General features: G+C 70.1%; 23 protein-coding genes. 5 read left to right on the forward strand and 18 right to left on the reverse strand.

The features are described from left to right. Positions 1-23: 23 nt before the first annotated feature. From Ahu01nite_RS10880 to tsaB, 4 genes are read right to left on the reverse strand one after another with little or no spacing between them, the layout of a single operon-like run. Complete coding sequence (locus tag Ahu01nite_RS10880; protein ID WP_203836353.1) at positions 24-278, reverse strand: hypothetical protein; 255 nt, start codon at positions 276-278, stop codon at positions 24-26. Positions 279-287: 9 nt separating this feature from the next. Then, positions 288-1,340, reverse strand: a complete 1,053-nt coding sequence (gene tsaD / locus Ahu01nite_RS10885; protein WP_203836354.1) for a tRNA (adenosine(37)-N6)-threonylcarbamoyltransferase complex transferase subunit TsaD — start codon at positions 1,338-1,340, stop codon at positions 288-290. After that, entirely contained in the window at positions 1,333-1,761 is a 429-nt protein-coding gene (rimI, locus tag Ahu01nite_RS10890; protein ID WP_203836490.1) for a ribosomal protein S18-alanine N-acetyltransferase, read from the reverse strand. The genes tsaD and rimI overlap by 8 nt, the downstream gene beginning before the upstream one ends. Beyond that, entirely contained in the window at positions 1,761-2,417 is a 657-nt protein-coding gene (tsaB, locus tag Ahu01nite_RS10895) for a tRNA (adenosine(37)-N6)-threonylcarbamoyltransferase complex dimerization subunit type 1 TsaB (protein ID WP_203836355.1), read from the reverse strand. The genes rimI and tsaB overlap by 1 nt, the downstream gene beginning before the upstream one ends. A gap of 118 nt (positions 2,418-2,535) precedes the next feature. Here tsaB and Ahu01nite_RS10900 point away from each other — a divergent pair, with 118 nt between their 5' ends. Both Ahu01nite_RS10900 and Ahu01nite_RS51340 read left to right on the forward strand, forming a co-directional pair. Next, the gene (locus Ahu01nite_RS10900; RefSeq protein WP_203836356.1) at positions 2,536-3,261 is read left to right on the forward strand and encodes an SDR family NAD(P)-dependent oxidoreductase; all 726 of its coding nucleotides are present in this window, start codon (positions 2,536-2,538) and stop codon (positions 3,259-3,261) included. Between the two features lie 15 nt (positions 3,262-3,276). Then, a complete protein-coding gene (locus Ahu01nite_RS51340) occupies positions 3,277-3,858 on the forward strand; it encodes a TetR/AcrR family transcriptional regulator (protein WP_203836357.1) in 582 nt (193 codons plus the stop codon). Between the two features lie 43 nt (positions 3,859-3,901). Here the strand turns inward: Ahu01nite_RS51340 and Ahu01nite_RS10910 are convergent, their stop codons facing one another. Genes Ahu01nite_RS10910 through glmS form a run of 7 tightly spaced genes read right to left on the reverse strand, consistent with a single transcriptional unit; the run spans position 3,902 to position 11,220 of the window. After that, positions 3,902-4,582, reverse strand: a complete 681-nt coding sequence (locus tag Ahu01nite_RS10910; RefSeq protein ID WP_203836358.1) for a uracil-DNA glycosylase — start codon at positions 4,580-4,582, stop codon at positions 3,902-3,904. Between the two features lie 21 nt (positions 4,583-4,603). After that, positions 4,604-5,152, reverse strand: a complete 549-nt coding sequence (gene tsaE, locus Ahu01nite_RS10915) for a tRNA (adenosine(37)-N6)-threonylcarbamoyltransferase complex ATPase subunit type 1 TsaE (RefSeq protein ID WP_203836359.1) — start codon at positions 5,150-5,152, stop codon at positions 4,604-4,606. After that, positions 5,149-6,264, reverse strand: a complete 1,116-nt coding sequence (locus Ahu01nite_RS10920; RefSeq protein WP_203836360.1) for an alpha/beta fold hydrolase — start codon at positions 6,262-6,264, stop codon at positions 5,149-5,151. Before Ahu01nite_RS10920 ends, tsaE begins: the two co-directional genes overlap by 4 nt. Beyond that, positions 6,261-7,391: an alanine racemase gene (gene alr / locus Ahu01nite_RS10925; RefSeq protein WP_203836361.1), complete on the reverse strand. Its 1,131-nt coding sequence runs from the start codon at positions 7,389-7,391 to the stop codon at positions 6,261-6,263. Before alr ends, Ahu01nite_RS10920 begins: the two co-directional genes overlap by 4 nt. 37 nt (positions 7,392-7,428) lie before the next feature. After that, a complete protein-coding gene (locus Ahu01nite_RS10930) occupies positions 7,429-8,877 on the reverse strand; it encodes an NAD(P)H-hydrate dehydratase (RefSeq protein ID WP_203836362.1) in 1,449 nt (482 codons plus the stop codon). A gap of 40 nt (positions 8,878-8,917) precedes the next feature. Beyond that, entirely contained in the window at positions 8,918-9,286 is a 369-nt protein-coding gene (locus Ahu01nite_RS10935) for a holo-ACP synthase (RefSeq protein WP_203836363.1), read from the reverse strand. 59 nt (positions 9,287-9,345) lie between these two features. Beyond that, positions 9,346-11,220 carry a glutamine--fructose-6-phosphate transaminase (isomerizing) gene (glmS, locus tag Ahu01nite_RS10940; RefSeq protein ID WP_239158770.1) on the reverse strand — a complete coding sequence of 625 codons (1,875 nt, stop codon included), beginning with the start codon at positions 11,218-11,220 and terminating at the stop codon, positions 9,346-9,348. Positions 11,221-11,430: 210 nt separating this feature from the next. On the opposite strand from glmS, the gene Ahu01nite_RS10945 reads away from it, so the two are divergent. After that, a complete protein-coding gene (locus tag Ahu01nite_RS10945; RefSeq protein WP_203836365.1) occupies positions 11,431-12,312 on the forward strand; it encodes an MmpS family transport accessory protein in 882 nt (293 codons plus the stop codon). Between the two features lie 69 nt (positions 12,313-12,381). Further along, positions 12,382-13,557, forward strand: a complete 1,176-nt coding sequence (locus Ahu01nite_RS10950; protein WP_203836491.1) for a pyridoxal phosphate-dependent aminotransferase — start codon at positions 12,382-12,384, stop codon at positions 13,555-13,557. A gap of 51 nt (positions 13,558-13,608) precedes the next feature. Here the strand turns inward: Ahu01nite_RS10950 and glmM are convergent, their stop codons facing one another. The 3 genes from glmM to rplM all read right to left on the reverse strand — a co-directional run bounded on the left by glmM (position 13,609) and on the right by rplM (position 16,158). After that, on the reverse strand, positions 13,609-14,961 hold the full coding sequence (glmM, locus tag Ahu01nite_RS10955; RefSeq protein WP_203836366.1) for a phosphoglucosamine mutase: 1,353 nt from the start codon (positions 14,959-14,961) through the stop codon (positions 13,609-13,611). A 145-nt stretch (positions 14,962-15,106) separates the two neighbouring features. Beyond that, entirely contained in the window at positions 15,107-15,694 is a 588-nt protein-coding gene (gene rpsI / locus Ahu01nite_RS51345) for a 30S ribosomal protein S9 (RefSeq protein ID WP_275411733.1), read from the reverse strand. A 20-nt stretch (positions 15,695-15,714) separates the two neighbouring features. Beyond that, complete coding sequence (rplM, locus tag Ahu01nite_RS10965) at positions 15,715-16,158, reverse strand: 50S ribosomal protein L13 (protein WP_203836367.1); 444 nt, start codon at positions 16,156-16,158, stop codon at positions 15,715-15,717. A 639-nt stretch (positions 16,159-16,797) separates the two neighbouring features. Here rplM and Ahu01nite_RS10970 point away from each other — a divergent pair. Further along, positions 16,798-17,922: a uroporphyrinogen-III synthase gene (locus Ahu01nite_RS10970; protein ID WP_203836368.1), complete on the forward strand. Its 1,125-nt coding sequence runs from the start codon at positions 16,798-16,800 to the stop codon at positions 17,920-17,922. Between the two features lie 215 nt (positions 17,923-18,137). On the opposite strand, the gene Ahu01nite_RS10975 is transcribed toward Ahu01nite_RS10970, so the two are convergent. The 4 genes from Ahu01nite_RS10975 to Ahu01nite_RS10990 are packed head-to-tail and all read right to left on the reverse strand — an operon-like array spanning position 18,138 to position 22,687. Next, positions 18,138-18,758, reverse strand: a complete 621-nt coding sequence (locus Ahu01nite_RS10975) for a GTP-binding protein (RefSeq protein ID WP_203836369.1) — start codon at positions 18,756-18,758, stop codon at positions 18,138-18,140. Continuing rightward, the gene (locus Ahu01nite_RS10980) at positions 18,739-19,101 is read right to left on the reverse strand and encodes a DUF742 domain-containing protein (protein ID WP_203836370.1); all 363 of its coding nucleotides are present in this window, start codon (positions 19,099-19,101) and stop codon (positions 18,739-18,741) included. Before Ahu01nite_RS10980 ends, Ahu01nite_RS10975 begins: the two co-directional genes overlap by 20 nt. A gap of 50 nt (positions 19,102-19,151) precedes the next feature. Then, on the reverse strand, positions 19,152-19,562 hold the full coding sequence (locus Ahu01nite_RS10985) for a roadblock/LC7 domain-containing protein (RefSeq protein ID WP_203836371.1): 411 nt from the start codon (positions 19,560-19,562) through the stop codon (positions 19,152-19,154). Next, positions 19,559-22,687: a sensor histidine kinase gene (locus tag Ahu01nite_RS10990; protein ID WP_438874767.1), complete on the reverse strand. Its 3,129-nt coding sequence runs from the start codon at positions 22,685-22,687 to the stop codon at positions 19,559-19,561. Before Ahu01nite_RS10990 ends, Ahu01nite_RS10985 begins: the two co-directional genes overlap by 4 nt. Positions 22,688-23,044 lie beyond the last annotated feature (357 nt).

Consider the following 23,044-nt stretch of genomic DNA (forward strand, 5'->3'; position numbering starts at 1 on the left):
CCCCGCCGTCACGATCCATAGACTTATCTATCGACCGGCGTGAAATCCCACACGTGCGGAGTTCTAGCGATCAGCTCCGCGGGCGGCGCCGGAAGGTCCTCAGGCGCGTTCCGCCACTTCGAGATGACCACTATGCGTAGATCCGTCGAGGAGAAGACCTCGCTCGACATGAACGAGGGCAGCACCTCCAGCTGCGGCAGCGCCACGTCGCAGACCCAGCTCAGCAGCTCGTCGAGGCCGCTGCGCGAGGCCCGTACCTCCCACATCCGTGCGATCATCCTGGCTTCCTACCCCGCGACGGCGATGGAGGTCAATGCCATCGCGGAATCGGCGGGAAGATCGAGGCGGCTGGGAGCGATCCCGGCCGCGACCAGATGTGACCCCAGAGCGGCGACCATCGCCCCGTTGTCGGTGCACAGCTGCGGGCGGGGAACGCGCACCCGGATCCCGAACTTCGCGGCCCGCTCCTCGGCCAGGAGCCGCAGCCGGGAGTTGGCGGCAACACCACCACCGATGATCAGGGTCTCCACGCCGTGCTCGCGACAGGCGTCCAGCGCCTTCGCGGTGAGCACGTCACAGACGGCGTCCTGGAAACTCGCGGCGACATCCGCGGCCGGCACCGGCTCACCGCTGCGCTCGCGTGCCTCCACCCAGCGGGCGACGGCCGTCTTCAACCCGGAGAACGAGAAGTCGAACCGGTGCTTGGCGAAATCCTTCGGCGCGGTCAGCCCCCGCGGGAACGAGATCGCCCCCCGATCGCCCTCGCGGGCCAGCCGGTCGATCACCGGACCGCCCGGGAAACCCAGCCCCAGCAGCCGCGCGACCTTGTCGAACGCCTCCCCTGCGGCGTCATCGATCGTCGCGCCCAGCGGGGTGACCCCGGCGGTCAGATCGTCGACCAGCAGCAGACTCGAATGCCCGCCCGAGACCAGCATCGCCACGGCGGGCTCCGGCAACGGACCGTGCTCCAGGGTGTCGACAGCCACGTGCGCGGCGAGATGGTTGACGCCGTAGATGGGTTTGTCGGCTGCGAGTGCGTACCCCTTGGCGGCCGCGACCCCGACGAGCAGCGCCCCCGCGAGCCCCGGCCCGGCGGTCACCGCGATCGCGTCGATGTCGTTCAGGGTGACCTTCGCCTCGTCGAGCGCCCGCCGCATCGTCGGCACGATCGCCTCGAGATGCGCCCGGCTGGCCACCTCGGGCACCACCCCGCCGAACCGCGCGTGCTGCTCGACACTGGACGCGATCTGATCGGCCAGCAGGGTGTGCCCGCGCACGATCCCGACACCGGTCTCGTCGCAGGAGGTCTCGATCCCGAGGACCAGAGGCTCGTCAGACATCACGCATCATCACCAGGGCATCGGTGTTACTGGGCTGGTAGTAGCCGCGCCGGATCCCGACGGGCTCAAAATCATGGACGGCGTAGAGATGCTGGGCCGGCTTGTTGTCCACGGCCACCTCGAGCAGCACCTTGCGCTTCCCGGCACGCTCGAGCAGGGTCTCCAGGAGTCGCCGGCCGACACCACGCTGCTGCGCGGTGCGCTTCACAGCGATGTTCTGCACCCAGCTCTCCTCCTGGTCGATGACCGCCAGACCGGCGTACCCGACCAGTTCGTCCCCGTCCTTGGCCGCGACGTAGAAATGGCGCTGCGCCAGCTCGTTCCAGAACATGGACGACGACCACTTCTCCGGCCCGAACAGGTCCTCCTCCATCGGGAGAACCTCGGCGATGTCCCACCACCGGAACCGCTCAATCGTGATCACTGCAGCACGTGTTTGCGCTCGGTAGCGGCCACGGCATCGGGACGCCGCAGGTAGAGGGGGGTGAGCACCCCGCCCTCCGCGCCGGCCCCGATCTCCCCGAGGGCCAGCGCGATCAACGCCTCGCCGGAGGGGTAGAGCACCCGGTCATCGATCGGGATCCCGAAGATCTCGCTGTACTTCACCGCGCCCTCGCCGACCGCCCGCTCCGCGTCGACCGGCACGTCGGCGGGCTTGGCCACCTCGGGCCCGGTCACCCGAACCCCGTCCTGGTAGGTCGCGAAGTAGACCTCACGCCGCCTCGCATCGGTGGCGACCAGCACCCGGCCCGGCCCGGCCGCACGGCCAAGAGCATCAAGCGTGCAGACACCGTACGCCGGGATCCCCAGCGCCTGCCCCATCGCCGCCGCGGTCGCCAGCCCGACCCGGAGCCCGGTGAACGGCCCCGGCCCCAGCCCGGCCACGATGGCACCGAGATCTCGCGGAGCCTTCCCGGCGTCGGCGAGCACCCGCTGGATCTGCGGCGCGAGCAACTCCCCATGAGCCCGCGGATCAACGACCCGCCGCTCCCCGAGCCCTCGCAGCCCACCGCCGCCGACCTCGGCCAGCGCAGCAGTCACCGCAGGCGTAGCGGTATCCAACCCAAGAACCAGCACCCGCAAACCCTATCCGGCCGCTCCGCCACCCCATCTTTAGACAGGTTCGTCTAACACCTTGATCTTTAGACAGGTCTGTCTAATACTCGTTTAGACAGACCTGTTCAAAGGAGAACTCATGAGTGACCTTTCCGGCAAGACCGCTCTGATCACCGGCGCCTCCTCCGGCATCGGCCGGGCGACAGCAAAACTGCTGGCCACGCAGGGGGCGATGGTTCTGGTGAACGGCCGCAATGCCCCACGCGGAGCGGAAGTCGTCCAAGAGATCGAGGCGGCCGGCGGGAAGGCCCGCTTCATCCTCGCCGACGTGAGCGACCCGCAGGACGTGGCTCGGCTGGCCCAGGAAGCCGGCGACGTCGACGTGCTGGTCAACAACGTCGCGACGGCCACCTTCGGACCCAGCGCCACCATCACCCCCGGCCAGTTCGACGCGATGATCGACAGCAACGTCCGGGCGACGTACCTGCTGACCGTGGCCCTGGCCCCGCGCATGGTCGAGCAGGGCACCGGCAGCGTGATCAACGTGAGCAGCGCGGCCGGGACGATCGGCGACACCAACAACGCCGTCTACGGTGCCACCAAGGCGGCGATGAACTCGCTGACCCGTGCGTGGGCAGCCGAGTACGGCCCGGCCGGCGTACGCGTCAACGTGGTCTCACCCGGCCCCGTCTACACCCCCGCCATCCCCGTCGAGGTGGCCGAGAGCTTCATCCCCCTCATCCCGATGGGCCGGGTCGCCCAGCCGGAGGAGATCGCCGAGGTGATCGCGTTCCTGGCCGGCCCGCGAGCCTCCTACGTCAACGGAGTCACGCTCGCTGTGGACGGCGGGCGCACCGCGGTCTGACCGTACGATGGGCGCATGACCTCCTCGCCCAGTCCGAGCAGGCGTTCCGCCCGGGAACGCCTGCTCGAGACCGCCGACCGGCTGTTCTACGCCGAGGGCATCCACGCGGTCGGCATCGACCGGATCCTCGAGGAGTCCGGCGTCGCCAAGGGCTCGCTCTACTACAACTTCGGCGGCAAGGACGACCTCGTCCGGGCCTACCTGCGCCGCCAGCACGCCGGCTGGGTCGCCGCCATCACCGCCCGCACAGCCCAGCAGACCGAGCCGCGCGCGAAGATCCTCGCGGCCTTCGAGGCCCTGGTCCCGATCTTCGCCAGCCCCACCTTCGTCGGCTGCGCGTTCCACCACGCCGCCGCCGAGGCCCATGCCGGCAGCACGGAGGATCTGGCGGTCAAAGAATTCCGCACATGGCTGTACGAGCTGTTCGCCGCCCCGGTCGACCAGGGCGGCTACGACAACCCGCAACGGCTCGTCGCCCAGCTCGTCCAGCTCTTCGACGGCGCCAACATGACCGCGGCCGCCGACCACGACCAGCAAGCCGCCGAGCACGCCCGCGCAGCCGCCGACGTTCTGCTCGCCGCCGCCACCCCTCACTGAACGGCGTGTTGCCGTCGCCCGTTCAGCCTCGTCGGCGGGGGCGTCAGCTGCGCGGGTCCCAATCGATCAGGGGACGGCCGCCGTCGGCGAGAGCCTTGTTGGCCGCGCTGAACATCCGGGCGCCGAAGAAGTCCCGGCCGCCGTTCATCGGGCTCGGGTGGCCCGACTCGATCACGGTGTGGACGGGATTGGTGATCAGGGCCGCCTTCTTGCGGGCGTACGTCCCCCAGAGCAGAAAGACGATCTTCTCGTCGCGAGCGTTGAGGGCCTGGATCGTGGCGTCGGTGAAGACTTCCCAGCCCTTGTTCTTGTGCGACGCCGCAGACTTCGCCCGCACCGTCAGAACCGCGTTGAGCAGCAGAACGCCCTGCTTCGCCCACCCGGTCAGATCCCCGCTCGCCGATGGCGCCACCCCGATGTCCTCGGCCAGCTCCTTGTAGACGTTGCGCAGCGAGGGCGGCACCCGGACGCCGTCGCGCACGCTGAAGCTGAGCCCGTGTGCCTGGCCCGGACCGTGGTAGGGGTCCTGGCCCAGCAGCAGCACCTTCGTCTGCTCCGGTGCGCAGAGCCGGTAGGCCGCGAAGAGATCCTCGATCGGCGGGTAGACGGTCTGCGTCTCATACTCCCCGGCGACAAAGGCGCCCAGCGCCCCGGTGGCGGCGGGGTCGAGGAACGGCGTCAACTCCGCGCGCCAGGCGGGGGGAAGCAGCTCGGTCAGATTCACATCATCTCCGGTTTCCGATGGTCATGGCAGTTCCGTCGCTTTCTGCAGGCGCGTGGCCCAGCCGCCGTCCTCCAGGCGCGTGGCCCAATCGCTGTCCTCCAGGCGCGTGGCCCAGTCGCCGCCGTGCGGCGCGAGGTCGATGACGCGGGTGTCGTCGTCGAGGCGGTCGATGCGGACGGCGAGGTATTCGTCGTTGAGCTGCTCGACCAGGCCGGCGCCCCACTCGACGACCGTGACGGCGTCGTCGGCCGAGGCGTCCAGGTCGAGGTCGTCGATCTCCGCGCGCGGGTCGGCCGCGTCGCCGAGCCGGTAGGCGTCGGCGTGCACCAGCGGGACCGTGCCGCCCCGCGCCGGGTCGGGCCGGTGCACGCGGGCGATCACGAAGGTCGGCGAGGTGACGGCGCCGAGCACGCCGAGCCCCGCGCCGATGCCCTGGACCAGCGCGGTCTTGCCGGCGCCGAGCGGGCCGGTGAGCAGCAGGAGATCACCGGGGCGCAACAGAGCGGCCAGCCGCTCGCCGAAGGCCCGGGTGTCCTCCACGGTGGACAACCGGATGCCGGTGGTCGTCATGAGATCCTGTCCAGGAACGGGAGCAGTGCCGCGTTCACCTCGTCCGCCTTCTCCAGCATGACCACGTGGCCGCTGTTGTCGATCTTCACCAGCTCCGCCTCGGGGAGATGCCGGAGGATCTCCTCGGAGTGCGTCACCGGGGTCAGATAGTCCTTCGTGCCGACCAGGACCAGCACCGGCACACCCTTGAGCGCTGACAGCGCCGGGAACCGGTTGTGGGTGTAGAGCGTGTGCAGATACTTCGTCAGCGTCTCGACCGACGTCTTGGAGTTCATCTGCTCCACGAACGTGACCAACGAGGGACTGGGTCGCGAGTCGCCGAAGCCGTAACGGCGGGTGAGCAGCCAGGCCAGATCGGACGAGACGACCCGGGCGCGGTCGATGGCACCGCCACCGAGCCGGGCCGAGACTCCCCACAGCGGGAAGAACGGCGCGCTCGCGCGGGCCACGAGCGTGGGCAGGCCCAGCTTCGACTTGTCGATCAGGCCCGCCGAGGTCGACATCAGCACGACACCGGTCACCCGCCGGCCGAACCACTCCGGATACTGCTCGGCGAACGCCATGATCGTCATGCCGCCCATGGAGTGTCCGACGAGGATGATGTGGCCGTCGGGCACGGTCGCGTCGAGCACCGCCGCGAGTGACTTGCCCAGCGCCGCGATGTCGTAGTCGCCGGATTTCAGCCGGCTGGACCGCCCGTGGCCGGGCTGGTCGTAGAAGACCAGCCGCTGGTCGCCGCGCTCGGTGAGCGCCTGCCGCTGGAAGTAGAAGGTGCCCATGTCCAAGGCGAAGCCGTGCACGAAGACGATCGTCGGCTTGCCGGCCGGGTGCTTCGGCTCGACGATCTCGACGTGCAGGTCGGTGCCGTCGGCTGCGGTGACGGTGAGCTCCGTGTCGAACGGCTGGTCGTTGAACTCCTCGTCGGCGTGCGGGTCGCCGGGGACGTTGAGCGACTTGCGGACCAGCGCCCGCTCGACGGCGAACGCGGTGGCGAGCCCGGCAGCGGCGATGCCGACGACGGCCCCGGCGATGCCGACCTGCTTCACCCGTTTGGCCGGCAGCTTGGCTTTGACCGGCAGCTTGGCTTTGACCGGCAGCTTCGCGGGACTCATGCGACCTCCCCGGCCGTACCGTCATAGACGCGGGGGACGCGTGTCCCGCCGAACCTGGTCACGATCTCGTAGTTGATCGTGCCGATCGCGTCGGCCCAGTCCGTGGCCGTCGGCTCGCCGTTCGTGCCGGGCCCGAACAGGGTCGCCACGTCGCCGGCCTGCACCGGGTCATCGCCGACGTCCAGCACGATCTGATCCATGCAGACGCGCCCGGCGATCGTGCGCACCGCGCCCCCGAGCAGCACCGGTCCCACATTGGACGCGTGCCGGGGCACCCCGTCGCCATAACCGAGCGGCACCAGGGCGAGCGTCGTCTCCCGCTCGGTGTGGTAGGCGTGCCCGTAGGAGACGCCCTGCCCTCCCGGAACCCGTTTGGTGAGCGCGATCCGGGCACGTGCGGTCATCGCCGGGCGCAGGCCGGCCGGCTGGGGCCCGGGCAACGGCGACAGCCCGTAGATCGCCAGACCAGGCCGGACCAGGTCGTAGTGGGAGTCGGGCCGGGTCAGGGTGGCCGCAGAATTGGCGATGTGGCGATAGCGTGGCTCGATGCCGTAACGCTCCGCGGTCGCCAGCGCCTCGGCGAAGACCGCGAGCTGCTGGTCGATCATCTCGTGGCCGGGCTCGTCCGAGCGGACGAAATGGCTCCAGACCCCGACGATCTCAAGATCACCGTCGGCCTGCGCCTTCGCCGCGGCCTCCACCAGGGCCGGCCATTCCGCCGGCGTCGCGCCACCACGTGCCAGACCAGTGTCGATCTTCAGATGTACGCGGGCAGCCCGCCCAGCCCTCCGAGCAGCGGCAACCAGCTCACCGAGCAGCTCGAGGCTCCCTGCGTTGAGGTCGACATCCGCCTCGACGCCCTCGTGCAGCGCGAGCCCGGGCGAGTGCAGCCACGCCAGCACCGGCGCCGTTATCCCGGCCCGGCGTAACGTCAGCGCCTCGTCGAGGGTCGCCACGCCGAGCCACGTCGCACCCCCGGCCAGGGCCGCACGGGCGACGGGCAGCATGCCGTGCCCGTAGCCGTCGGCCTTGACGACGGCCATGACCTCGGCGGTCGTGCCCGCCCGCAGGGTCGCGACGTTGTCCCGGATAGCGTCCAGATCGACGCGAACTTCGGCCTGCCACATGTTCATCAGCCTACTGATCGGGTGTGACAGAACCGGGTCACAGCAGGTCGGCGAGGACCGGACGGAGCGCCTCGGCCACATCGGCGGAGGTCACCGGCCCGTCCTCAGCCGCCCGCCGACCGGCCAGACCATGGACGTACGCGGCCATCACCGCGGCCTTCTCCGCGGGCACCCCGGCCGCCAGCAACGAGCCCAGCAACCCCGCCAGCACGTCGCCGGAACCGGCCGTGGCCAGCACCGAACTGCCCGTCGGGTTGGCCCACACCTCACCCGCGGGCGTCGCCACGATGGTCCGGTCACCCTTGAGCAGCACCACCGCGTTGATCCACGACGCGAGCTTGAGGGCGGCGGCCATCCGGTCCGGCCCGGGAGCCTCCCCGGCAAGCCGTTTGAACTCGCCGTCGTGCGGCGTAATCACCAAAGGTGCGTCCCGTCGCAGGTCAGCGGCGTGCTGACCGCCGACCAGCAGGGTCAGGGCGTCCGCGTCGAGCAGCACGGGCAGCGACGTCGCGAGGACGCTGCGCAGCTCGGTCCGCGCGTCGTCATCGGTTCCGAGCCCCGAACCACACACCCAGGCCTGCACGCGTCCCGCGTCGGCGACCCGCTCGGCCGCCACGACCGAGGGATGTTTCCGCAGCACTTCCTGGCTGGCGCTGCCCGCATAGCGCACCATGCCGGTGGGGCCGGCCTGCGCACCGGTGACCGACAACACCGCGGCGCCCGGGTACTGCGCGGATCCGGTGGCCACTCCGACCACGCCACGGGAGTATTTGTCGGAGGAGGCGGAGGGTCGCGGCCACCACTCGGCGATGTCGGAGGCGTCGGGTACTCGTACGGCGGGAGCCGCGTGCAGCGTCACACCCAGCCCGATGTCGACGAGTTCCACGTGGCCCGCCAGGGCCGCGGCAGGACCCACCACGTGCGCCGGCTTGAGGCACCCGAAAGTGACCGTGATGTCCGCGTGAACCGCGTCCCCCGGCACATCGCCGGTGTCGACCGTCACACCGCTCGGCACGTCCACCGCCACCACCGGAGCCCTTGCGCCGTCCCGGCCCCGAAGCTCGGTGAGCCGCTTGACCAGAGCCGCCGCCGGAGGACGCAGGCCACCGGTCGCACCGATGCCCACGATGCCGTCCATCACCAGGTCGGCGCGGGCCGGCAGCTCCTCGATGACCCGCCCGCCCGCGTCGAGAAGCGCCTTGAGCCCCGCGAGATGCACGTGCTCGGGCCGGAGCAGGATCGCGAGCACCCGGGCACCGCGTGCCGCCAGCCGCGCCCCCGCGAGGAGCGCATCGCCGCCGTTGTCCCCGCTGCCCACCAGCAGCACCACTGTCGCGCCGTAAACGCCGCCGCTCTCGTGGAGCAGCAGCGCGCACCGGCGCGCCAGGCCCGCGGCGGCCCGCTGCATGAGGGTCCCGTCGGGGACCGTCGCCATCAGTGCTTTCTCGGCCGACCGTACGTCGGCCACCCGCCATGCCTGCCGCATCCGTGCTCCCCTAACTCCGGGCCTGGATTCCCTGGCCCGCTCAGGCCTCGGCGACCACCATGGCCGAGGCGATGCCACCGTCATGGGAGAGCGACAGGTGCCAGCGGTTCACGCCGCGCTCGGCGGCGACCGCGGCGACCGTGCCCGACACGGTCAGCCAGGGCCGGCCGTCCGGGTCGGAGACGACCTCGCAGTCGTGCCAGCGCAGGCCACCGGGGGCGCCGAGGGCCTTCGCCACGGCCTCTTTCGCCGCGAACCTGGCCGCCAGCGACTCGGGCGAGCGGGGGTTTCCCGACCGCGTCAGCCGCTCCGAGTCACTGAAGAGCCGGTCCGCGAGCATCGGAGTGCGTTCCAGCGCCTTGGCGAACCTCTCCACCAGCACCACATCGATCCCGACAGACACGATCACACGGCCAAGCCTATCGGGACGGCTCATCCACAGCCGGGCGCCTCGGGACCTGGGCCGTGCTACTCGACGGTCACGGATTTCGCCAGGTTGCGCGGCTGGTCGACGTCGTGGCCCCGGGCGGCGGCGATCTCGCAGGCGAGGATCTGCAGCGGCACGGCGGTCATGAGCGGCGCGAGCAGCGTGGGCGTGCGCGGCACGAGGATCAGGTGGTCGGCGTAGGCAGCGACCTCGTCGTCGCCCTCCTCCGCGATGACGATCGTGCGGGCGCCACGGGCCCGCACCTCCTGGATGTTCGAGACGACCTTGTCCCGCAGGACGCCGCGACCCGCCGGCGACGGCACCACGCAGACCACCGGCGTGCCCTTGTCGATCAGGGCGATCGGCCCGTGCTTCAGCTCACCCGCCGCGAAGCCCTCGGCGTGCATGTAGGCGAGCTCCTTGAGCTTCAGCGCGCCTTCCAGGGCCACTGGGAAGCCGACGTGGCGCCCGATGAAGAGGATGGTCGACGCGGTCTTGAGGTCGCGGGCCAGCTCGCGCACGTCCTCCATCCGCGTCAGCAGCTCCCGGAGGTTGTCCGGGGTGCGGCGCAGCCGGGAGACGACGGCGGCGACCTCGTCGGCGTACATGACGCCACGGATCTGCGCGAGGTGCAGGCCGATGAGATAGCAGGCGACCAACTGGGTGACGAAGGCCTTGGTGGAGGCCACGGCGATCTCGGGGCCGCCGTGGGTGTAGAGCACGGCGTCCGACTCGCGCGGGATCGTGGAGCCGTTGGTGTTGCAGATGGCCAGCACGCGGGCCTTCTGCTCCTTGGCGTGCCGCAGCGCCATCAGCGTGTCCATGGTCTCGCCGGACTGACTGATCACGATCATCAGGGTGGAGCGGTCCAGGATCGGGTCGCGATAGCGGAACTCACTGGCCAGCTCCACCTCGCACGGGATGCGCACCCAGTGCTCGATCGCATACTTCGCGACCATCCCGGCGTGGTAGGACGTGCCGCAGGCGACGATGAAGACCTTGTCGACGTCGCGCAGGTCCTGGTCGGTGAGGCGCACCTCGTCGAGGACGATGTCGCCGCGCTCGGAGAGCCGCCCGAGCAGGGTGTCCGCGATGGCCTGCGGCTGCTCGGCGATCTCCTTGAGCATGAAGTAGTCGTAACCACCCTTCTCCGCGGCCGAGGCGTCCCAGTCGATGTGGAACTCCTTGCCGGTGGCCACCGCGCCGGTGAAGTCGGTGATCTCGATGCCGCCCGGGGTGATCAGGACGACCTGGTCCTGGCCGAGCTCGATCGCCTCGCGGGTGTGCTCGATGAAGGCGGAGACGTCGCTGGCGAGGAAATTCTCGCCGTCGCCGCGACCCACGACCAGCGGCGAGTTGCGCCGGGCGGCGACCACCGCGTCCGGAACCTCGACGTCGATGGCGAGGAGGGTGAAAGCACCCTCCAGACGGCGCACGACGCGGCGCATGCCCTCGGCGAGCAGGTGCGGGCCCTCGGGTCCGTCGCCGGCGTCACGCAGGGCGCGCATCTCGGCGGCGAGCAGGTGGGCGGCGCACTCGGTGTCGGTGTCACTGACGAATTCGACCCCGGTCGCCTCGAGCTCGGCGCGCAGCCGGGAGAAATTCTCGATGATGCCGTTGTGGATCACCGCGACACGGCCGTCGGCCGAGAGGTGCGGGTGGGCGTTGCGATCGGTCGGGCCACCATGGGTCGCCCAGCGGGTGTGCCCGATGGCGGTCGACCCGACGGCGATCCCGTCACTGGAGCGCTCCGCCAGGGCCTTTTCGAGATTCGCCAGTTTCCCGGCCTTCTTCTCGGTCAGGATGACCTTGTCGTTGACGACCGCGACACCGGCGGAGTCATATCCGCGGTATTCGAGGCGCCGAAGTCCATCGATAACGATCTGCAGCGCCGGGCGGCCGCCAACGTAACCCACGATCCCACACATGTGGGGCAGCGTAGCGGACTTTCGCTCACGGCGGATGCGCGAGAGGCATACTTTCGCGCATCCCGCGTGATCGAAAGGCTTGTCGATGGGTGCTGCGCCGATGGGCTCGCAGGTCAGCGCCGATCGCGACACGTCCGGGTGATCCGGAGCTGGCACGCAGCGCGTACCTTCAGGGACAAGCCCTGCCAGGAGAGTCGAATGAGCTACCCACCGCCCTCGGACCCCACCCGTCCACTCCCTCCGGAGGAACCGGCCTCGGGTCAGCCCTGGTCGGCCCCGTCAGGAGACGCGCTCTCCGGCCGGCCGCCGCAGTTCCAGCCCGGCCACGCGCCCCTACCCCAGAGCGGGCCCCCGGACGGCTACCCGCGGACCGAGCAGTTCCCTCCGGTGCCGCAGTACCAGCCGCCCCAGTATCAGGAGCAGGGGTATGCGCCGCAGGGGTACGAGCAGCCCGGCTATGGACAGCCCGGCTATGGACAGCCACCGGGACCGCCGCCGGGCTATCAGCAGCCGGGCTACGGGCAGCCGGGTCATCCGGGCCCGCGGCCGAAGCGGAACAAGGCCCCTCTGGTCGCCGTGCTGATCGCGGTCACGCTGCTGCTCTGCGCGGGCGGGGTCACCGCGGTGGTGCTGGCGGTCAACAAGGCGACCGAGAAGGCCAAGGAAACGATCAACTCGGTGAACGTCCCGGACATTCCGACGGTCGTGCCGACGGGCCTGCCCACCGACCTGCCGACGGATCTCCCGACCGATCTCCCGACCGACCTTCCCGGCCTGCCCAACCTCCCCGGCGAGGGTCCCGAGATCACGATCGACTACGAGGTGACCGGCGACGGCCCGGTCCGCATCCTCTACCTCGAGAAGAACGACGGGACCCCGAAACAGCTCAGCAACCAGAAGCTGCCCTGGCACGTCAAGGTCAAAACAAACAGCCCCGCCGTGCTCTCCGTCGTCGCGGTCAGGATCGGGCTCTCGGAGGGGACCCTGAGCTGCGTCACCAAGGTCAACGGCGAGCAGGTGGCCCAGAAGACCAGCACGGGCTCCTTCAACACCGTGTCCTGCACCAAGATCGTCCAATAACCCAATCCGCAGGCTTCAGGCGCGTCCCGTGGTGGGCCGCGCCGTAGGGTGGCGGATGTGACCTCGTCGATCTCGGCGGACCCGCTCGTCGGCCGCATGCGCCCGTTCGGCACCACCATCTTCACCGAGATGTCCGCGCTCGCCGCGCGGACCGGCTCGGTCAACCTCGGGCAGGGTTTCCCCGACACCGACGGCCCTCCGGAAATGCTGGACGCCGCCGCCGAGGCACTGCGGTCCGGCGCCAACCAGTATCCGCCGCTGCCCGGCATCCCCGCGCTGCGCCAGGCCATCGCCACGCATGAGCAGCGGTTCTGGGGCCTGACCCGCGACCCGGACACCGAGGTCGTGGTCACCGCCGGCGCGACGGAGGCGGTCGCCGCGGCGATTCTCGGGCTGTGCGAGTCCGGCGACGAGGTGGTGTGCTTCGAGCCCTACTACGACTCGTACGCCGCCTCCATCGCGCTGGCCGGAGCGGTCCGGCGAGTTGTCACGTTGCGCCCGGGGCCGGACGGGCGCTACAGGTTCGACGAGGGCGAGCTGCGGGCAGCCTTCGGGCCACGGACCCGCCTGATGCTGCTCAACTCACCGCACAACCCGACCGGCAAGGTCTTCACCCCGGACGAGCTCGCCCTGATCGCACACCTCTGCCAAAAACACGATGTGTACGCCGTGACGGACGAGGTCTACGAGCACCTCGTCTTCACCGACGCGTCCACGCCGCACGTCCCACTCGCCACGCTCCCCGGGATGAGCGAGCGCACCCTGCGGATCTCATCGGCGGGCAAGACCTTCTCGTGCACCGGCTGGAAAGTCGGCTGGGCCACCGGACCGGGCCCGCTCGTGTCATCCGTGCTCCGCGTGAAACAGTTCCTGACCTTCGTCAACGCCGGCCCCCTGCAGCCGGCGGTCGCCGTGGCCCTCAACCTGCCGGACAGCTACTTCACCGGCTTCCGGGACACCCTCCAGTCCCGCCGCGACCGCCTCGTCGCAGGCCTCGCGGACGCGGGCTTCGGCCTGCTGCCATCCGAGGGCACCTACTTCGTCACGGCCGACATCAGACCCCTCGGCGGCACGGACGGCGTCGACTTCTGCCGCACCCTCCCGGAACGCTGCGGCGTCGTCGCCGTGCCGACCCAGGTCTTCTACGACCACCAGGACCGAGGCCGTCACCTGATCCGCTTCGCCTTCTGCAAACGCGAAGAAGTCATCGACAAAGCCGCCGAACGCCTCCGCACGCTCGTCTGACACAGCACGCCGGCCCGCTGAGCGGGCCGGCGTGCTGTCAAGGCGGGTGGATCAGGCGGGGCTGGCACCCTCGACCTCGGCGGCGACGCGTTCGGCGACCGTGCGGGCCTGCTCCTCGGTCTCGGCCTCGACCATGACCCGGACGAGGGGCTCGGTGCCCGAGGGGCGGAGCAGGACCCGGCCGGTCTCGCCGAGTTCGGCCTCGGCGATGGCGACCGCGGCCTGGACCGTGGGAGCGTTGGCGCCGGCTTCCCGGTCCTTCACCTTGACGTTGATCAGGACCTGCGGAAGCTTGTGGACGACCGAGGCGAGGTCGGCCAGGGACTTGCCGGTGGAGGCGATCGTGGCCATGAGGTGCAGGCCGGTCAGGACGCCGTCGCCGGTGGTGGCGAAAGCGGGCATCACGATGTGGCCGCTCTGCTCGCCGCCGAGGGCGTAGTTGTTGGCGTTGAGCTCTTCGAGGACGTAGCGGTCGCCGACCTTGGTCTCGATGAGACGGATACCCGCCTGCTTCATCGCCAGGCGCAGGCCGAGGTTGCTCATCACCGTGGCGACCAGGGTGTCGCCGGTGAGGGTGCCCGCGTCGCGCATCGCCAGGGCCAGGATCGCCATGATCTGGTCGCCGTCGACGACCTCACCCGTGGCGGTGACCGCGAGGCAGCGGTCGGCGTCGCCGTCGTGGGCCAGGCCCAGGTCGGCGCCCTCGCGCAGGACCGTCTCGATCAGCGATTCCATGTGGGTGGAGCCGCATTCCTCGTTGATGTTGAGGCCGTCCGGCTCCGCGTGGATCTTGATTACGGTGGCGCCGGCTTCCTCGTAGGCCGTGGGGCCTGCCTCGCTGGCGGCGCCGTTGGCGCAGTCGACGACGACCTTGACGCCTTCGAGGCTGTGCGGGGTCGAGGCGACGAGGTGCTTGATGTAGTGCTCCGCGCCGTCGAGCAGGTCGTGGACGCGGCCGACACCGGCACCGGTCGGGCGGCCGACCAGGGCGTGCCCGTCGGCAACCGCCGTCTCGATGCGCTCCTCGAGCTCGTCCGGCAGCTTGAGGCCGCCCGGGGCGAAGAGTTTGATGCCGTTGTCGGGCATCGGGTTGTGGGAGGCGGACAGCATGACGCCGAGGTCCGCCTGGGTCTGCCCGACCAGGTAGGCGACTGCCGGCGTGGGCAGCACCCCGACCCGGACGACATTGGCCCCGGCACTGGTGAGCCCCGCCACGACGGCGGCCTCCAGCATCTCGCCGCTGGCGCGTGGGTCCCGGCCCACGATGGCGAGCGGCATATGGCTCCGGTCGCTCTCGATGAGCACGCGAGCCGCCGCTACCGCGACCGAGAGCGCCAGCTCCGGGGTGAGTAGCTCACCGTTGGCGAGCGCGCGTACGCCGTCCGTGCCGAAGAGTCGCCCCATGGCGGCCTTTCCTTTCGCCGATCGCGACCGCGGCCGGACCGGGTGTGTCGTTCGGAGAAGAAAATGCGAAACGGCCGGGCGCGCCCCAAGCGAGGGGGCGCACCCGGCCGTCCCGTTCAGACCTGGTGCAAGTCGAGCGCTGCGATCAGCGCTTCGAGTACTGCGGAGCCTTACGGGCCTTCTTGAGGCCGTACTTCTTGCTTTCCTTGACCCGCGAGTCACGGGTGAGGAAGCCGGCCTTCTTGAGCGCCGGACGGTCGTCGGGCTCGTCGGTGATGAGCGCACGGGAGATGCCGAGACGCAGCGCGCCGGCCTGACCCGTGATGCCGCCGCCGCGGAGGTTGGCGACCACGTCGAACTGCTCGGTCTTCTCGGTGGTCACGAACGGCTCACGGATGAGCTGCTGGTGCACCTTGCTCGGGAAGTACTCCTCGAGCGCGCGGCCGTTGCAGGTGATCTTGCCGTTGCCGGGCACGAGGCGCACCCGGACGATGGCCTCCTTGCGGCGGCCGACGGTCTGGATCGGGCGGTCACCCGGGCGAGCGACGCGGACAACGGGGGCCGGCGCCTCGACCACGACAACGGTCTCGGCGGGCTCTTCGACGGTCTCGACGGTCTCGACCGTTTCGGCGGTCTCAGCCGGCTCAGGGGTCTCAGCCGTCTCGACAGCCGCAGCGGTCTCAGCGGGCTCTTCGACGGTCTCGGCGACCTCGGGCTCGACGATGTCGGACATGCTGTTTCCTTCGCCCGCGCTCACTGCGCGATCTGCTTGATTTCGAACGGCACCGGCTGCTGCGCGGCGTGCGGGTGCTCGGCGCCCGGGTAGACCTTGAGCTTCTTGATGACCTGGCGGGCGAGCTTGTTGTGCGGGAGCATGCCCTTGACGGCAAGCTCGACCGCGTGCTCGGGGCGCTTGGTCAGCAGCTCTTCGTAGCCGATCTGCTTGAGGCCGCCCGGGTAACCCGAGTGACGGTAAGCGACCTTGGTCTGGCGCTTGTTGCCGGTCAGCGCGACCTTGCCGGCGTTGATGATCACTACGAAGTCGCCGGTGTCGACATGCGGGGCGAACGTCGGCTTGTGCTTGCCACGCAGCAACGTGGCGGCGTGGGTGGCCAGGCGGCCCAGAACGACGTCAGAAGCGTCGATAATGTGCCACTGACGCTCGATCTCACCCGGCTTCGGGCTGTACGTACGCACAGAATTACCTTGTCTCGTCGTCGGTCTGGGGGCGCGCGCTGGTCCGTAGCGAGCACGAACATAAAGCGTACCTGAAAGGGGACGCTCGCAGCTGTCGCACAACAGCAGGCAACAATACCCGCCTGCGCGGCGCGCGGTCAAAACGGGCTAGGAGGCCCGCCACTACCGACGGACCGCATAACTTATCCGTCTAAGAGTAGGCGGTGACGCACGGCACGCCGACAGCGGGGCTCAAGATTGCCCCCGGCACGGCCCTGCGGAGAGATCCCCAGGAATGCCGAAGGGATGAATGCCTCTTAGCAGGCTCGAAACATACGGGACCCGGGTCCGAAATTCCCCGGCGGCAGTCTTCCGTCATGGCGAGTGATGCTTTCTCCCCGATGACGCATTCCGGGCTCCTGCCCGGAAGCGTCCACGGGTGCATCATCGCCCCCGAGCCACCGCCAGGGTTGAGGACGGACCTGGCGGTGCCCGCTGGGACGGGTGACCGTTCCGGCGCAGGGAAGCTGCGGCGTGTGCCGGCCGGAGGTACGGCGGTGAACGCAGGCGTGACATGGGAGCGGGTCGACGCTGAGGACGGCGGGATCCGAGCGTGCCCTTCGGTGGACCGGTCGGCCACGCCGCGGCTTTTCGGAACAAATGAGTAGGTCGATCATCAAGGCCTCGGCGCTCGAGGAGCCCACGGCGTCGCTGTCCGGATACACGATCGGGGTCACCTCCGACCGGCGCCGGGACGAGCTCGCCGGACTCCTGGAGAACAGGGGCGCCCGCGTGGTGATCGCCCCCGCGCTACGGATCGTGCCGATCGCCGACGACGCGGAGTTGCGTGCCGCGACCCGGGCCTGTCTCGAGACTCCCCCCGACATCGTGCTGGTCAACACCGGTATCGGGATGCGCGGCTGGCTCGAGGCCGCCGAGGGCTGGGGGCTGACGGAGCCGCTGCGCGCGGTGCTGTCCCGCGCCTATCTCGTCGCCCGGGGGCCCAAGGCCAGGGCCGCCGTGCGCTCCGCGGGCCTGCAGGACCAGTGGTCGCCCGAGGGCGAGAGCTATGAGGAAGTCGTCGACCACCTGACCGCGCGGGGCATCTCCGGGCTGACGGTGGCGATGCAGCTGCACGGCGAGAGCCAGCCGGAGATCACCGAGGCGCTGCAGGACGCGGGTGCCCGCGTGATCGAGGTTCCGGTCTACCGCTGGGCGGCACCGATCGACCCGGCCCCGCTGCACCGGCTCGTCGACCTGATCGCCGGGCGGCTGGTGGACGCGGTGACGTTCACCTCGGCGCCCGCCGTCAGCGCGCTGCTGCAGGCGGCAGGCCCGAGCACCGATTCCCTGATCGAGGCGCTACGCACGGATGTCCTGGCCGCCTGTGTGGGCCCGGTGACGGCCGCGCCGCTGCGCAGGCACGACATCCCGGTCACGGCCCCGGCCCGCGCACGGCTGAGCGCCCTGGTCCGCACCATCGTGGACGAGCTGCCGAAACGGGCGCTGAGCATCGAGGTGGCCGGTCACTCGCTGACCCTGCGGGGACACGCCGCGATCGTCGACGGTGACCTGAAGCCGCTCGCGCCGGCGCCCATGGCGGTCCTGCGGGCGCTGGCCACGACGCCCGGGCGGGTGCTCTCCCGCGCGGCACTGCTGCGTACCCTGCCGCGGGGCGCGGACGAGCACGCGGTCGAGATGGCGGTCGCCCGCCTCCGCGCCGGCCTGGGCACGCCCGGCGTGATCCAGACCGTGGTCAAACGCGGCTATCGCCTCCCCAGCTAAAGAGGGCGCCTCCCCAGCTAAAGAGGGCGCCTCCCCAGCTAAAGAGGGCGTCTCCCCAGCTAAAGAGGGCGCCTCCCCGGCTAAAGAGGGCGTCTCCCCAGCTGAACAAAAAAGCGCCCAGGATGATGGGCGCAGCACAGGGGGCCCGTGCGAGGCACGAGCCAACCTGAGGGAAGAACAATGACCGGCGCCGACCGCGAGGGGCCGGCGCCGGATCAGCCGACCGGAGCCGGAAAACCACGTCCCTGCTCGGCCACCAGCGTGCGCATCGCGTGTTCCACGACACCCACGAGCACCTGCTTGACCGATTCCCGGTTACGGGCGTCGGTCAGGATCAGGGGCACGTTCGGCGAGATGGCCAAAGCCTCGCGGACCTCTTCCGGCTCGTACCGGGGAGCTCCGTCGAAGCAGTTGAGCGCCACCAGATAAGGCAGGTGGCGGTTCTCGAAATAGTCGAGCGGTGCGAAGGCGTCGGAGATCCGGCGGGTGTCCACCAGGACAGCCGCCCCGACCGCACCGCGGATGAGCTCGTCCCACATGAACCAGAAGCGGGTCTGGCCCGGTGTTCCGAACAGGTACAGGATCAGGTCGTCGGCCATGGTGATGCGGCCGAAGTCCATCGCCACCGTGGTCGTCTCTTTGCCCGGCACCTTGGACGCGTCGTCGATGCCCTGCCCCGCCGAGGTCATCACGGCCTCGGTGGTCAGGGGTTCGATCTCGGAGACCGCGCCGACAAGCGTCGTCTTGCCCACGCCGAAGCCACCGGCGACGACGATCTTCGCGGAGGTGATCTCCTTGGGTTGCGCCCCCGCCCGCTTAGAGCTTGCGAAGTCCACTCAACACCCTCTCCAGCAGATCCATCCGCTCCGTGAACCCTTCCTTGGGAGCGGCGCTGTGCAGCGACAGCATCCCGTCGGCGACCATGTCGGCGACGAGTACCCGGGCGACGCCCAGCGGGAGCCTGCTGTAGGCCGCGATCTCGGCCAACGACTGCGCCCGTGGCTCACACAGCACGGCGATGCGGTACTTGTCATGCCCGGCGAACCGGGCCTCCTGCACAGCGGCCTGGCTGGCGACCAGGACCGCTTCAATCGGTATGTCCCGGCGCGGTTCCGTCCGGCCCCGGGTGACCGCGTACGGCCGGACCAAATTTCCGCGCGGGTCATTCGGCTGTCCCATCGTGCGGGCACCTCCTTCCGGCAGTCATCGGATGCGCTTGGGGACGCAACTCAGTGGTTGGCAACGGCCTCGCGCGGAGCCGGCACGAGTGCCGCGCCGACACGCTCGACCAGCAGCGCCATCTCATAGCCGACCTGGCCGACGTCGCAACTGCGCGCCGCCAGGACCGCCATCGACGAACCGTCGCTGATGGACATCAGGAAGAGATACCCGCTGTCCATCTCGATGATCGTCTGCTGCACTGCGCCGGCGTTGAACATCCGCGACGCGCCGTCGGTGAGGCTGACGACGCCAGAGGTGATCGCGGCTAGCTGGTCGGCCCGGTCCGCCGGCAGATCCCGCGAGGAGGCCAGCAAGAGGCCGTCCGCGGAGACCGCGACCACGTGGGCGATACCTGCCACGCTGTCGGCGAAGTTGCTGAGCAGCCAGCCCATGTCCTGCATGGTGGGGGGCCTGGTCACTGTCCGTTCTCCTTCGGAGCAGGGGCGCCCGCGGCAGCTTCTTCACTGCCGGCCGTACGCCCTCGTTGCACGCCTCGGTGATACGCGGAGAGGAGTCCGCGCACCTGGTCCGGGCTGCGCCGGTGTTGATCCAGCGGAGTTGTCTGCACCCCGCCCGGCACGAGCTGTGCCTGGGGTGTCCGCTTGGGCAGCCCGGAGCGGGTGGTGTCGGTAACGGTGGGATCCGCTGCCGCCATCGCCCGCTGCCATCCTTCATCGGCGGCGGTGCGCCAGGCATCCTCGGCAGACCTGCGCTGCCGCGGGAGGGACTGGCTACCGCTGTCCGGACCGGCTTGCGCCGATCGCGATCCATTCTGCCCCGCGTTTCCGGAACGGGCCGCGGCCGGCGCTGGGGACGCCGGTGCCGCCGGAGTAACGGGGGCCGGTTGAGCCGCCGGGATGGCGGCTTCCGGCGCGGCGTTGGGCGCCGCTGCTTGGGGAGCCTGCGCGGGCGCCGTGATGGCGGCACCGGCGGGCTGGTTGGGTGGTGGGGCGTAGCCCGCTGTCGGCATGCTCCACTCCTCGCTGCTTTCGCCTTCCTGACCCTTGAACCAGCTCTGCTGCATCTGCAGGAAGATCGGGGCGGCCTCGGCACGCTCCTCCTGCTGGATCGCAGCAGCGGGAACCGACGGCGCGGGCGGCATCGCGGCGAGCGCCGCACCCCAGCCGTTGGTGCTGGGGGTCGCGGCACGCTCCGGCGCGGGGAACCCGACCGACGGCGAGACCTGCTGGGTGGCCTGGACGTCGACGGCGGCCCGCTGCTGCATGGTCGGGTACGCCATCGTCGGGTTGCTGGTCGCCGCGGTCTCGAACGTGGGGGTACGCACCGGCTCGGGCTCGGGTGCGGTGACCCGGGTCGGCAGTGCGCGGTCCTCCATGCCCCGTTTCGGCAGCATGGGCCGGTTGGGCGTGGGGAAGCCCTCGCCCGTGTTCGACGACATCTGCGAAGGCTGCGCGGGGAGCAGCGGGTGTGCCGGGAGCGCCGGCGCCTGGGGCTCGGAGATTCCGCTGGAACCCGCCCGGGCGAAGCTGTCCTCGCCGGAGTGCTGCTGCCAGGGATCCTGCGAGATCGCCGGGAGGGTCGCGGTCGCCGAGCTGGAGCGGCTCAGGGCCATCGGGTCGTTCCAGCCGGCCGGGCCCGGGTCGAGCTGGCGGTTGCCACGCGACGGCGGGTCCAGCGGGCGGTTGCCGGGCAGCTCGACGATGCTGTTCGGCAGGATCACCTGGGCGACCGTGCCGCCCTCGATGTTGGCGCGCAGCTCGACGCGGATGCCGTAACGGTTGGCGAGCCGGCTGACCACGGCCAGGCCCATGAGCCGGAACGCTGCCACGTCGACGTCGGGCGTCTCGGCGAGCCGCCGGTTCAGGCTGTCCATCTGCTCTTCGGACATGCCCAGGCCGCGGTCCTCGACCTGGATCACCACGTAGTCGCGGATGCGGCGGCCGTCGGCCACCACCACGGTGTTCGGCGGCGAGAACCGGGTCGCGTTGTCGAGCAGCTCGGCGACGAGCCGGACGACGTCGTTGACGGCCACCGCGGTGATGGAGATGTCGGTGTCGACCGTGCCGAACTCGATGCGGTTGTAGAGCTCGACCTCGGACTGCGCGGCGCGCAGGGCGTCGACGACGAGGGCGTCCTCGCGGCGCGGCGCGCTGGAGTCGGCACCCGCGAGGACCAGCAGGTTCTCGTCGTTGCGGCGCATGCGGGTGGCGAGGTGGTCGAGCTCGAAGAGCTGGGCAAGCCGCTTCGGGTCCTCCTCGCCGCGCTCGATCTGGTCGAGCTCGCCGATCATCCGGTCGACCAGGCTCTGCGAGCGGCGGGCCAGGTTGAGGAACATCGCCGAGACGCTGGTCCGCAGGGCTGCCTGCTCGGCCGCGATCCGGACCGCCTCGCGGTGGACGACGTTGAACGCCTGGGCGACCTGGCCGATCTCGTCCCGGTTGGTCATCCGGATCGGGTCGCGGACCTGCCGGATAATGTCGTCGGCACCGCCGTCGCCCAGGTTGCGCACATCCCGGAGCCGGGCGACCGCGTCGGGCAGGTCGCGGTTGGCCACCGCGAGCGCACCTTCACGCAACCGGCGCAGCGACTGGTTGAGCGAGCGGGCCAGCATGACCGCCAGGGCGATGGCCAGGATCAGGGTGAGCACGACCAGACCTGCCTCGACCGCGGCCTGCCGGCTGACGGTCGTGCTCTCGTCGATCGCCTCCTGCAGCGCCTCGGCTTCGAGCTCCTGCTCGGCCCAGCGCATCAGGTCGACGACCGCGCCGAGAGAGTTGGTGATGTCCTCGGGGGCCACCGACGCGGCGTTACGGGTCAGCGACGTGGTGGTCTGGTCGGCGAGGTTGACCGCGTCACCGGTGACCGTCTGGTCGACGAGCGCCTGCTGGTCGACGGTGGCGACCAGGGTGAACGCCTCGAGCGCCTCCTGCTGGCCGGTCTGCGTCGCCGTGAAGACGTTGAGCTGTTCCTTGCTGATGTCGCCGGAGACCCGGGCGGCGTACCCGACCGCTTCCTGCTCGGCGGTGCCGGCCTTGGCCCGGGCGAACGCGGAGACCGAGCGCAGGCTGTCGGCGACCTCACCCGCGCCGGCGTACTGTCCGAGCACCTCGCCGTAGCCCACGAGGTCGGTGATGACGACGCCGTAGCGGAGCACCGCCTCGGAGACGACGATCTGATCGCGATCGGCGATCTTCTTCCGGGTCGCGTCCATGGTGCGCAGGTGGTCGTCGATCCGGACGAGCCGGTCCTCGATCGCGGCCGGCGGATTGTCCAGCCCGCGACGGTCCGTGGTGAACTTCGCGATCTTGTCATCACTCTGCGAGATGACCGCGTTGTAGACGTCCGGCTTGGCGCCGGGTGTGGCCAGATACTCGGCTGCGGTCATCCGCTCCTTGTGGAGGGACTGCGTCAGGTCCGAGATGTCCGTCGAGAGCCGGGTCAGGTCCTCCACCCGGCTGGCGTCCACGGCCTGGAAGCCGACTGTCACGAGCCGCACCGTCGCCAGGGCCAGAACCGCCACCAGAGGCACGAAGAGAATGAGGGCGAGCTTCGATCGGATGCGCGCATCCTGAAGTCTCGGAATACGACTGCGGCGCTCAAGTCCGCTATTGCCCTCGTCGCGTGCCCCGTCGTCACTGCCGGAGGCAGGACTGACGGCGGAGCCCGCGGGATAGGTCGAAGCCTGGGTCGAAGATCCGGTGCTCACGACATCTCCTCGCTGATCATCCCCGCATCTCGTCACTCGCCCGGACGTCCACCGCCGGGCCTGGGACGCGTCCCGGCCGAACTTTCGCGGCAAGGCACATGCCGCACGCGGCACGGCCGCGATTTCATCAGAGTCGACAACTGTTTGGGAAGTCCGACTTAGCCCAGAAGAAGCGTTCAGCTCCCGGATTCAATGGGCTGTTCGGGTCGACAATCGACAGTGACTCGGCTTTGA

This window comes from Winogradskya humida, assembly GCF_016862215.1.
Taxonomy (GTDB): Bacteria; Actinomycetota; Actinomycetes; order Mycobacteriales; family Micromonosporaceae; genus Actinoplanes; species Actinoplanes humidus.